This window comes from Thiogranum sp. (assembly GCF_058323355.1).
This window is the reverse complement of the sequence record NZ_JBTTIO010000068.1, coordinates 47,494-58,371: the sequence shown is the minus strand read 5'-3', so window position 1 is coordinate 58,371 and position 10,878 is coordinate 47,494. Positions and strand designations below refer to the sequence as shown.

Annotated in this window: 11 protein-coding genes; 2 read left to right on the top strand and 9 right to left on the bottom strand. The window is 55.5% G+C overall.

Translation table 11 applies throughout. The features are described 5' to 3' along the window. The 4 genes from ACW81B_RS10960 to ACW81B_RS10945 all read right to left on the bottom strand — a co-directional run. Positions 1-558: tRNA threonylcarbamoyladenosine dehydratase (locus ACW81B_RS10960; protein WP_491580263.1), on the bottom strand; the 558-nt coding region annotated here is incomplete at its 3' end. Then, positions 555-1,319, bottom strand: coding sequence for a TatD family hydrolase (locus ACW81B_RS10955; RefSeq protein ID WP_491580262.1), 765 nt, complete (start codon positions 1,317-1,319; stop codon positions 555-557). The genes ACW81B_RS10960 and ACW81B_RS10955, both read right to left, overlap by 4 nt. An 8-nt stretch (positions 1,320-1,327) precedes the next feature. Continuing rightward, positions 1,328-1,759, bottom strand: a complete 432-nt coding sequence (locus ACW81B_RS10950; RefSeq protein ID WP_491580261.1) for an acyl-CoA thioesterase — start codon at positions 1,757-1,759, stop codon at positions 1,328-1,330. A 55-nt stretch (positions 1,760-1,814) separates the two neighbouring features. After that, on the bottom strand, positions 1,815-2,471 hold the full coding sequence (locus ACW81B_RS10945) for a TetR/AcrR family transcriptional regulator (RefSeq protein ID WP_491580260.1): 657 nt from the start codon (positions 2,469-2,471) through the stop codon (positions 1,815-1,817). A gap of 270 nt (positions 2,472-2,741) precedes the next feature. Here ACW81B_RS10945 and ACW81B_RS10940 point away from each other — a divergent pair, with 270 nt between their 5' ends. Together ACW81B_RS10940 and ACW81B_RS10935 are read left to right on the top strand one after the other, a co-directional pair. Next, positions 2,742-3,560 carry a DUF6502 family protein gene (locus tag ACW81B_RS10940; protein ID WP_491580259.1) on the top strand — a complete coding sequence of 273 codons (819 nt, stop codon included), beginning with the start codon at positions 2,742-2,744 and terminating at the stop codon, positions 3,558-3,560. Then, positions 3,557-5,056: a DUF5666 domain-containing protein gene (locus ACW81B_RS10935; protein WP_491580258.1), complete on the top strand. Its 1,500-nt coding sequence runs from the start codon at positions 3,557-3,559 to the stop codon at positions 5,054-5,056. The genes ACW81B_RS10940 and ACW81B_RS10935 overlap by 4 nt, the downstream gene beginning before the upstream one ends. Here the strand turns inward: ACW81B_RS10935 and ACW81B_RS10930 are convergent, their stop codons facing one another. Genes ACW81B_RS10930 through ccsB form a run of 5 tightly spaced genes read right to left on the bottom strand, consistent with a single transcriptional unit; the run spans position 5,057 to position 10,878 of the window. Further along, complete coding sequence (locus tag ACW81B_RS10930; protein ID WP_491580257.1) at positions 5,057-6,550, bottom strand: GGDEF domain-containing protein; 1,494 nt, start codon at positions 6,548-6,550, stop codon at positions 5,057-5,059. It lies immediately after the preceding gene. Positions 6,551-6,562: 12 nt separating this feature from the next. Beyond that, on the bottom strand, positions 6,563-7,363 hold the full coding sequence (locus ACW81B_RS10925; protein WP_491580256.1) for an endonuclease/exonuclease/phosphatase family protein: 801 nt from the start codon (positions 7,361-7,363) through the stop codon (positions 6,563-6,565). A gap of 7 nt (positions 7,364-7,370) precedes the next feature. Further along, positions 7,371-9,002: an acetolactate synthase large subunit gene (locus ACW81B_RS10920; protein ID WP_491580255.1), complete on the bottom strand. Its 1,632-nt coding sequence runs from the start codon at positions 9,000-9,002 to the stop codon at positions 7,371-7,373. A 48-nt stretch (positions 9,003-9,050) separates the two neighbouring features. Beyond that, positions 9,051-9,686 (bottom strand): thiol:disulfide interchange protein DsbA/DsbL, encoded by a 636-nt coding sequence (locus tag ACW81B_RS10915; RefSeq protein ID WP_491580254.1) that lies wholly within the window; start codon positions 9,684-9,686, stop codon positions 9,051-9,053. Between the two features lie 13 nt (positions 9,687-9,699). Beyond that, the gene (gene ccsB, locus ACW81B_RS10910) at positions 9,700-10,878 is read right to left on the bottom strand and encodes a c-type cytochrome biogenesis protein CcsB (protein ID WP_491580253.1); all 1,179 of its coding nucleotides are present in this window, start codon (positions 10,876-10,878) and stop codon (positions 9,700-9,702) included.

The following is a 10,878-nucleotide window of genomic DNA, read 5'->3' as shown; positions in this document are numbered from 1 at the left end:
ATGCCGGGCACGAAGTTCTGCGCGCACCTTGGCGGCAAGTGGATCGTTGAACGTGCGCGACAGGTCACGCACCTGTATCTGTGTCGGGTCGGTCAGGCCGCCGCCGGCACCCGTGGTAATTACCGGCATCTTGTTGCGTTTACAATGATAGATCAACGCGGCCTTGAAGCGAATGCTGTCAATGGCATCGATAACGTAATCAAATGGCTTGTCCGGTGGAAGATGGTCGAACAGGTTACGGTCAGTAATAAAGTCGTCGATCACCGTGACGGCACATTGTGGGTTTATGTCGTGTACGCGTGTTTGCATGGCACGCGTTTTCTTTTCACCGACCATGCTGTCCAGCGCATGCACCTGTCGGTTGATATTGGTCACACAGATTTCATCGTAATCAATCAATGTTATTGCGCCAACGCCGCTACGCGCCAATGCCTCAACGGCCCATGATCCAACACCACCCATACCGATAACACAGACATTCATGCCACTGATCCACTGCGCGGCCTGCTTGCCGTATAAACGCGCAATACCCGCAAAACGCTGGTCATCGTTATTCATGTGATTCCGAATACCGCACGTGCATTGGCTGTTGTTTGTTCCGCGACAGTTTCCGGCGCTGTATCGCGCACTTCAGCAAGTGCTTGCAGACAATGTACAAGGTACTCGGGGCTGTTTCGTTTCCCGGCATGTTGGGCAACCACCATATCGGGCGCATCTGTCTCAAGCACCATGCTCTCCAGCGGCAGCGTACGGGCCAGTTCACGAATCTTGCGTGAGCGCTCCCAGGTCAGCGTACCGCCAAAACCCAGCTTGAATCCCAACTCAATATAGTGACGGGCCTGTTGTTCGCTACCGCTGAACGCATGCACAGTTCCACCCGGCACCGGTGTCTTCTTCAGACAGGACAACACCTCATCGTGCGCCTTGCGAACATGCAGCACAACGGGCAACTGCGCATCCCGGGCTATCGCAAGTTGTGCCTCAAATAACTTACGCTGTTCATTGCGATCAAGCTCTCGCAGATAAAAGTCCAGGCCGATTTCACCAATTTCAACAGGCCGATGGGTTTCGACATATGTTTCCAGTTGAGTCACATGCTCCATACGGTGACTTTCCAGAAATACCGGGTGTAGACCGAGCGCCGGGTAGAGACCCTGCTCTGACCTGCAAAGCCTCAGTACATCATCCCAATGCCCCGCGTCGATTGCAGGCACCAGAATATGCCGCACACCCAGCGCACGGGCATGTTGCAGCACCAGATCGCGATCAGCGTCGAAAGCAGAGACATCAAGGTGGCAGTGGGTATCGAATAGCTCCATGACCCGCTTCAGTCTTCCAACACTTTACGCACGACCGAAGGTATAGGTATCACACAGGCGTTTTTATGGTCGTACCAGACAATCGTACCGTGACCAATGGCGCAGAGCTGTTTGTCGTCGTTATTACTCAGGCAGTAGTAGCTGTCCAGACTGGACTTGCCCGGATTGTCCCCGTACAACTCCAGGTCAATGGTTGCAGGAAACTTGATTGGCCGCTTGAACGTACAGGACACATTGGCTAGCACCAGATCGTGCGTTGTTCCCAGCGACATCAACCAGTCCACGCGCGCCTGCTCGAAGTAGGTAAAGTAACTGGCATTGTTCAGGTGACCAAAGGCATCCATATCACCCCAGCGCATGACATAACGCGCACGGTGCAACAGCCGTGCTGATTCAGGCAGGGACTTTATATAAACCGTACGATCCTTATCGCGACTCATGCCAATACCGTTTTTCCATTATTTACAAAAAGCATAGCAAACCGGCCAAACGGCGCTAACGCCCCGCACTTGCTGCGCGGGCACCTGCCCACAACAGCGCCAGTTGCTGGCGGTACTGGCTACCCACGCGCTGTGGGTCACGGGACAGCAACGTCATGGGAACACCCAGCAGTATCGTCACTAGGGCAGAGAGCATCAACGGCACCAGTGTATTGGGTGGTAACTCGCCATTGGTCCTGGCGGATTCAATATGTGTCAACAACCAGCTGTCTATGCCCTTTACCGGTGTGTCCTCGATACCTTCCAGCTCGGGAAACGCCAGCTGTTTTTCCACGGGAGACAGACTGATTTCCGGATCGAGGCTGCCGCCACGCGCCATCCACACCAGCAATTCCTGAAAAACGCCGGTTTTACGCTCACAGGTATTTGCTACCTGCGCGAACAACTGACCGATGACTGCCAGCCCCTGCTGACTGCTTGCCGCTGACTGGACATGCCAGCCCAGTTCCAGCAACCAAAGGTGGGCAAGGTAGGCCATCAGGTCCTGCTTGCGTCCGAAATAATTGAAGAACGTTGCTTCGGACACCTCCGCCTCCGCGCAGATGGCCTTGACGCGGATCTCGGCCATACTATGAACTGTCAGCGCTGAAGAAAGTGCTCGCGCCAACGCCAGGCGGGTACGTGCGGCTTTCCGGGTTCTCAAATCACTCATTTATATAGTCAGCTCTATATTTATTGCAGTCATTAGATTTTGAAGCACAGGTTTACGCTGTGCGCGGCTTCACTCTACCCTTAAAAAGAGTTTACTCTATATTTAGAGTTTATTACTAATGATTGATATTACAACCGGGTAGATGATTGCATCTCAGACTTATGGCCTGGTATTTTCTCCTGGTTCAGTGGCAGTTACCTGCCAGCCGCACAGTCTGGTGTTAGTGACGATTCCTTGACATTCCTAGTTTTGGGAATATAGTCCCAGTATATGACAGAGAATCTTCAACAGACGCTGTCCCGCGCCATCCTGACACTGCTCAGGCCGCTGGTCAGAATTCTCATCCGTAACGGTATTGCTTACGGCAGCTTCGCTGAGCTCGCCAAGAAAACCTACGTCGATGTCGCCTTTGAAGACTTTGCCCCGGAAGGAAAAAAGCAGACTATCTCTCGCGTATCCGCCCTCACGGGCCTGACACGCAAGGAAACCCGCCGCCTGCACGAACTCGACACCACGGACGCCGGGAACAGCGAGCAGCGTTACAATCGGGCCGTGCGGGTGATTTCCGGCTGGGTCAATGACCCGCGGTTTCAGGATGCGTCCGGTGAACCTGCCGTACTGCCGATCGAAGGCACAGACCCTTCCTTTGCCGGGCTGGTGAAGGACTACAGCGGTGATATGACGACCCAGTCGATGCTCGCGGTACTCACCACCGCCGGTAGCGCGCAAAAGCAGGACGACCGTGTGCGCCTGGTAAACCGGGCCTACCTGCCCGGCAATGATCCTGCCGAAAAACTGACCATCCTTGGCAAGGACAGCGCCGAACTGATTGCAACCATCGATCATAACCTGACTGCCAGCGGCGACCAGCTGCGCTTTCAGCGCAAGGTTTCCAGTTTCCGCGTTCGCCCGGATGCCGTCGACTCCTTCAAGGCGATGGCCGCGCGTAAATCCCAGCTGTTGCTGGAAGATTTCGACGCCTGGCTGCTTGAACACGAAGTCAGCGATGATGCATCCGATGCCGGGCGTTATGTCAGCGTCGGTATCTACTACTATGAATCCAACGAAGGAAGGGAGAAGCCGCAATGAGCGCTTTTCAGAAAATTCTGCCATCAACGGTCATACTCCTGAGCAGCCTGCTGGTCGCTTGCGGAGGCGGGACAGGCGGCACGACCACGGCGGGTATTGGCGGCACAGGCCAGATTGCCAGCGGCACCATCACCGGCTTTGGCAGTATTTTTGTCAATGGCATTGAATTCTTCGATGTGGACACGGCCACCTGTGTGATCGACAACATGGACAGCACGGGTAACTGTCAGGCCAACCTGCAACTGGGCATGGTGGTCAAAGTCTCCGGTACGATAAACGGCGCAACAGGCAGCGCCACACAGGTTATTTTCGATAATGATGTCGAGGGTGCCGTGAGTGGAATTTCCGTGCTCAAGCAGGGCGATGTCACACGCACGTTCACGGTGCTCAATACGACCGTACTGATTGATTCGGCCTCGACCAAATTCTCCGGTGGTGTCGCTTTTGATACGCTGGCAGATAACGATGTGGTCGAGGTAAGCGGTTTCTTCGATGATAGCGGCGTCCTCCATGCCACCTATGTCGAAGGCAAGGGCGGCCTTACCTTTAATGTCACACAGGTTGAAATAAAAGGCACCGTGTCGGGGGCACCGCTGAACGGTGCCGGCATTGGTGACAGCTTTATTATTAATGACGTGAACGGCACCAACAATATCACTGTGACCATTGCAGCCGGCGCTGACCTCGGCAGCATGCCCGGCGGCGTGGTATCCAATGGCGCACAGGTCGATGTACGTGGAATCATTACCTCCCCTATGGCCATCAATGCAACCCGTGTAGAACCGGAAGACTCTATCATTGGTGATGATGGCGACGAAGTCAGTATCGAAGGCCTGATCACCAACTTTGTCAGCCAGGGCAACTTCCGTGTCGATGGCCAGTTGGTAGACGCCAGTACAGCAACGCTCAGCCCGACATCGCTGGTGCTGGCGAATGGCGTCAAGGTCGAGGTTGAAGGCACCAAAAGTGGTTCAACACTTATTGCCACCGGTGTGGAAGCGCGTGGCGATGACATAAAGATTGAAGCCACGGTGTCGGCAATTGATACCACCGCCAATACCATCACGGTTCAATTTTTCAACAATGTCCTTACGGTACAGGTTGACAACCAGACACAAATGGAAGACAGAACCGGCATGGTGGACAACATGACCTTGTCGGACATTAATGTCTCCGCCGGTGACTTCCTGGAAATTCGCGGTTTTGTTGGAGACGGCGGCACCGTCATCGCCTCGGAACTTCGCCGTAATGCAATGGCTGGCGCCGATGACGACATTCTGCAGGGACCGGTCAGCAGCTGGGACGAGGCCGCCGGCACTGTCACTGTGCTGGGTGTAACCTTCTTTTCCAATGCCAGCACAGAATTCGAGGATGAATCAGAGAACGGCATCACCAGCACCAGCTTTTTTGCCGCGCTGACGCAAGGCCGGAGCATAAAGGTAAGGGATGATCTAAATCCTGACGGTATTGCGAACGAGATAGACCTGGAACTCTGATCAGCCGCTGACGCAACGATTTCGGCCCGCATCCTTGGCGCGGTACAACGCCTTGTCGGCACGCTCGAAACACTGATCGGGCGTGTCACCGTCGCGGTACTCTGACAGGCCGCAGGAAGCGGTAATCGTTACCTTCTCATCACGGAAGTGAAACCCGGTTTCCTCGATCCTGGCACGCAATTTCTCAACGACGGGCATACACTCCTCGAGTGTAGCGCCCGTCATCAATTGCACAAACTCTTCACCGCCATAGCGTGCCACAAAATCTGTTTCCCGAACATTGTCCGCCAGCACGTGGGCAATGGTGCGCAGCACCTTGTCACCCGCCTTGTGCCCGAAGCGGTCGTTGACCTGCTTGAAGTGGTCGACATCCCACATCACCAGCACCAGCGGTGTACCGAAACGCTTGCGGCGCGCCACTTCCTGCTCAAGCCGTTCTTCCCACGCCAGACGGTTGGGTATACCGGTCAGCGCATCGGTCTTTGCCTGTGAACGTTCATCGTCGATGCGCGAACGCAGGGCTTCTGTTTCCGCCTCCATGTCTTTCATGCGCTCGCCCATACTGGCGATTTCCTGCTTGGCTTCCTCGTAACGCTGCTGCTCGACCTCGCGGTGCTTCGCCATGTGCTGCAACACCGCATCGATATGTGTCTGCACAGACTGCTTGAGCTGGCCAAGATCTGTTGCGTCACGGACGCTGTCGCCAATACCGGTGATTTCCTGCTTCACCTGGCTGTCGAGCTGTTTACCGGCTTGTTGTGTTTCATCGTAAAAGGTTTCACTCTGTACAAGCTGACGATCGACTTCCTGCAGGCGCTCGCCCAGTTCCTTGAGAAATTCCTCGATGCCCTGCTTTTCTTTCAGCGACTGACTGCGTATCGCCTGAACCAGATCGGCAATCTCTCCCAGCACACTGTCCCAACGGGCATCGTCACCCATTTTAAGTATGTGAGTACGAATGCGTTCAACCTGTTGTGAAAATTCTTCAGGGAGCGTCAGGCGTTCCAGCAACTGCACCAGGATATCTCGCACGGTTTCGTTGGAAGCCTGTCTTTCGTCAGCATCGCGGCCCGCCGTTGATGTAACGCTGCCATCCTGCACCTGGCGTGCTGTAGATCCGAACAGGCGTTTCAGGAAGCCACCGGAAGACTCTCCCGGCCCGGAAATACGCCGCTTCTCCCTTTCCCCCTTGTCCTTTTTCTTGTCTTTACTTCCGCGCTGATCAAGGCGAACCAGCGTCTTCGACATGTCATCGATACGCGTACGCAACCGTGGCACACTGGCGCGGTCGCGAATCGCATCACGCAATTCACGTAATTGTTTATCGAGGGTATCGTCGAGACCGTCTGCGGCCAGTGTCAGCCGTGAGATGGTTTTACGCAGCAGTTCATCACTTTCTTTCCACTGCTTTTCATTGCGCTCGCTGTTTTCCAGCTGGTCAAGGTATTTCCTTTTCCACTGTTCGGCTTCCTGCGCGAGCTTTTCAGCGTCCATGCCTAAACCACATCAGCCATCGAGCCTGACCGTGTCGGGCAATACGATCTCCATACTCAACGGCAGGTGGTCGGACAAGGGGTAGTCCAGCACTTCCGCGTGCTCTACCTCTACAGTCGGTGTGACAAGGATGTGATCGATATTGCGTTTCGGCCGCCAGCTTGGAAAGGTATTCATGCCGTGCAGCGGTTCGGTCATCAGCGTGCGATTGATCAACCGTTCTATCTCCGGGCTGTTTGAACGGCAATTCATGTCGCCCATCAGTACCACATGCCGGTATTCATTGACCAGTTCACCCAGGTAGTCCAGCTGGTTGATCCGGCCACGTTGACTGAGCGCAAGGTGGACGATCAAAACCACCAGTGATTCCTCACCATCGCCATAGCGCACCGCCATGGCGCCACGGCCCGGAATTCGTCCCGGCAGGCGATGCTCGGTGATACCACTCGGCCTGTAGCGACTCAACACGCCAAGGCTGTGACGCGCGAAGCGCCCGATACGCCGGTTGGTCTGGTCGTCCCAGTAGGGGAACCCCGCCTCGTGAGCAAGGTACTCGGTGATATTCACAAAACCGCTACGCGCACTGCCGGCGTCCGCTTCCTGAACACCCACGATGTCATACTGGCTCATTAACGCTGCAATCCGGTCCAGGTTGGTGAACCGCTGGGGGTGGTGCAGTACATGCTTCCAGCTGTGCGTCAGGTAGTGCCGGTAGCCGCGGGTGTGAATACCTATCTGGATGTTGTAGCTGAGCAGGCGCAAGGTGCGCTTGTGTGCCGGTTTAAACACTGTGGCATGAGCTGTACTTGGCATATCGGTATCAAATGGGGCAAACCAGGTTGCCCAGCTGCTCGGTTAATTTCAGGTTTTCACTGTAGTCGACGGGGCAGTCGATAATACTCAGCTTCGGCTGCGCCAGCGCATCCTTGAGTATATCCTGTAACTGGCCCGGCGCCTCGACGCAATAACCGTTGGCGCCAAAGGACTCTGCATATTTGACAAAATCCGGGTTAGTGAAACTCACGTGCGAGGTACGCTTGAACTGGTGCATCTGTTTCCACTCGATCAGACCGTAGCCGTTGTCATTCCAGATCAGGATCACAATCGCCACACCCATACGCATTGCCGTCTCGATTTCCTGCGAATTCATCAAAAAACCCGCATCGCCGGTAACCGCCACGACAGAGCGGTCCGGCGAGACCATTTTGGCAGCAATCGCGCCCGGCACGGCGATACCCATGCTGGCAAACCCGTTGGAAATGATGCAGGTATTCGGCTCCTCACAACGGAACATGCGCGCCATCCACATTTTGTGCGCCCCGACATCACAAACAACGATGTCGTCGAGTTCCAGCACGGTGCGTAGATCCCAGATGATTTTCTGTGGCTTCACCGGAAACCCCTGGTCGTCCCGGTGCCGGTTCATCTCCTCGATAAGCGCCTCACGCAGCGGCCGCATCAGGTGCCCCTGGTGAGGTGTTGCCAGTTTGGCGATACGCATCAGCGTGTGCTTGATATCGCCCAGTACGCCTACTGTGACATTGTAGTGCTCGTCCACCTCGGCCTGGGTGCGGTCGATGTGGATAATGGTACGGTCGCGTGTCGGGTGCCACAGGTAGGGGTGGTACTCCACCAGATCGTAACCCACACAGATAATGACGTCGGCACGACTGAAACCACAACTGATGTAGTCATTGGCCTGCAGTCCTGCACTGGCCAGCGTGGTGCGGTTACGGAATGGCGTTACGCCCTTGGCCATGAACGTGTTGGTCACCGGGATGTTCAGCTGTTCGGCAAAATCGGCCAGGTGCCTCCAGGCGCCGGCACGCACCACACCGTTACCGGCAAGGATCATCGGGTTTCGCGCTTTGGATATCAGCGTTGCCGCACGCTCGACCTGCTGTTGTGGCGGCTCGGGCGGGAATGGTGAATTTACCGGCAGGGGTTTTGCCACAGAAGGCAGCTTGGCAATGTCTTCCGGGAACTCGATAAATACAGCACCGGTTTTTTCCGACTGCGCCACCTTGAAGGCCTTGCGCACCACTTCCGGTATCACATCCGCTGCCAGTATCCGTGAACTGTACTTGGTGATAGGCCGGAACATGCTGTCCAGGTCGAGCACCTGGTGCGATTCCTTGTGCAGGCGATTGGTACCCGCCTGTCCTGCAATGGCAACAACCGGCGCATGATCCATATTGGCATCGGCCACACCGGTCACAAGGTTGGTTGCACCCGGCCCCAGTGTTGACAGGCAAACACCTGCACGCCCGGTCAGACGACCGTACACGTCGGCCATGAATGCCGCGCCCTGTTCATGGCGCGTGGTGATGAAACGAATGCTGGAGTCCAGCAGTGCATCCATCACATCCAGGTTTTCCTCACCGGGTACGCCGAATATATACTCGACGCCTTCATTCTCCAGGCATTTTACAAACAGTTGCGCGGCGTTCATGTCAGTGTTCCTGTTGAACAACAGCCGGGGCGCCGGTTGGTCACCCCTTTATTTTTCTGCGGCGCTTTTGCCGACTTTTCTTTCCAGCCCGACCAGATAGTCGACAAGCGCAAGCATCTTCTGATTGCCACCCGCCATAGTGGCATTGGTACGGTACTTGCCATTGACGATCATTGCGGGCACGCCACTGATACCATACATTTCCCGAACGCGTTTGGAGCGGTTAGCCTTTGTTACAACAGCAAAGGAGTTGAAGGCTTTTTCAAATTCCGCCGCATCAACGCCCTGCTGGACAAATATTCCCATGACATCGTCCGGCGTGCGGATACGTTTACGTTCTTCATGGATGCGTTTGAAAATTATGTCGTGAACCTTGTCCAGCACACCGAGTATCTCGGCGGTGTAATAGGCGCGCGCCAGCAATTCCCAGTGCGGGCCCAGCACGGCGGGCATGCGTACAAAGTCTACATCGTCCGGTTTACGCTTCAGCCACTCGTGTATCTCCGGCTCAAGGTGGTAACAATGCGGACAGCCGTACCAGAACAGCTCGCGCACTTCGATAAGGTTTTCATTGTCCGTGGGCTGGGTGGAGGCCAGGCGCTCGTAATGTTCCCCTTCCTCCCAGGCCGAAAACGCCAGCGGGGCAAATAACATCAAAAGCACGAATCGAAATGCTGTTTTCATATTTTTCTCCAATTTACAATTCTCCGTAGGAGTGCAGTCCGGACAGGAACATATTAACGCCAAGAAAGGCAAACAGCGTGACAAAAAGTCCGATGATCGACCACCAGGCCAGCGGGGCACCGCGCCAGCCCCTGGTAAGGCGCATGTGCAGCCAGGCCGCGTAGTTCAGCCATACAATCAGCGCCCATGTTTCCTTGGGGTCCCATGACCAGTAACCGCCCCAGGCTTCGGCTGCCCACAGCGCGCCCAGTATTGTCGCGACGGTAAAAAATGCAAAGCCGAGTGCAATGGCCTTGTACATCACATCATCGAGCATCTCTGTATCGGGCAGGCGCGTGGCGATAAAACCCTGTGGCGCCAGCCGGTCGGCACGTGCCCGCACCAGGTAGGCAACACCCACCATCGCGGCCAGCGCAAAGGCACCGTAACCCACGAAGTTGGCCGGCACGTGAATCTTCATCCAGTAGCTTTGCAGCGCCGGTACCAGCGGCTGGATTTCGTGTGCATCGCGGCTGAAGGCATACCAGAGCAAAAAAGCGACTGCGGCTGAAATAACCAGTAGCACGAAACCACCCATGGCACGCGTGCGGTATCGACCTTCATAGTAAAGGTAGATCAGCGCCGTGATCAGGCAGAACAGAATAAACACTTCGTAGAGATTGCTGACCGGAATATGGCCAATGTCACCGCCCATCAGGTAAGACTCGCGCCAGCGCACCATCAAACCGGTAAAGCCCATCACCACGGCGGCCCATGTCATGTCGCTGGCGACCTTGCCGGTAAAGTCAGAACGAGCTGCCAGCGCCGCGAAGTACACGACCGTCGCAGAAACAAACAGCGCACTCATCCACATAATCGCCGACTGGCTGGATAACAGGAATTTGAGGAAGAAACTGGTCTCAGCTGTCTGCAGGGAACTTCCGTACAGAGTGACTGCCAGCAAACTCAGACCGGCAACGGCAACTGACAGCAGGCGAACCGCTTTCCACACCCAGCCGAGTGCAATCAACGCCAGCCCGGTACCGAACAGAATACCGACTTCGTAACTATCCATGAGCGTGTGGTAGTGGTACCAGGTATAGCCGCTACCCGCCGCCACCAGCACTGCCCACAGCCAGTCGATGGCCGTCAGTTTTTTCCAGAACGAGGGCTCTTCAAGCCCGCCGAGCAAATCCTGTTGTGTCACTGACAT

What these genes read in the sequence shown, in the direction of transcription:
- ACW81B_RS10930 (WP_491580257.1), bottom strand. Translation starts at nt 6,550, where the DNA reads ATGGACGCTGAAAAGCTCGCGCAGGAAGCCGAACAGTGGAAAAGGAAA.
- ACW81B_RS10935 (WP_491580258.1), top strand. Translation starts at nt 3,557, where the DNA reads ATGAGCGCTTTTCAGAAAATTCTGCCATCAACGGTCATACTCCTGAGC.
- ACW81B_RS10945 (WP_491580260.1), bottom strand. Translation starts at nt 2,471, where the DNA reads ATGAGTGATTTGAGAACCCGGAAAGCCGCACGTACCCGCCTGGCGTTG.
- ACW81B_RS10940 (WP_491580259.1), top strand. Translation starts at nt 2,742, where the DNA reads ATGACAGAGAATCTTCAACAGACGCTGTCCCGCGCCATCCTGACACTG.
- ACW81B_RS10955 (WP_491580262.1), bottom strand. Translation starts at nt 1,319, where the DNA reads ATGGAGCTATTCGATACCCACTGCCACCTTGATGTCTCTGCTTTCGAC.
- ccsB (WP_491580253.1), bottom strand. Translation starts at nt 10,878, where the DNA reads ATGTCAGTGACACAACAGGATTTGCTCGGCGGGCTTGAAGAGCCCTCG.
- ACW81B_RS10920 (WP_491580255.1), bottom strand. Translation starts at nt 9,002, where the DNA reads ATGAACGCCGCGCAACTGTTTGTAAAATGCCTGGAGAATGAAGGCGTC.
- ACW81B_RS10915 (WP_491580254.1), bottom strand. Translation starts at nt 9,686, where the DNA reads ATGAAAACAGCATTTCGATTCGTGCTTTTGATGTTATTTGCCCCGCTG.
- ACW81B_RS10950 (WP_491580261.1), bottom strand. Translation starts at nt 1,759, where the DNA reads ATGAGTCGCGATAAGGATCGTACGGTTTATATAAAGTCCCTGCCTGAA.
- ACW81B_RS10925 (WP_491580256.1), bottom strand. Translation starts at nt 7,363, where the DNA reads ATGCCAAGTACAGCTCATGCCACAGTGTTTAAACCGGCACACAAGCGC.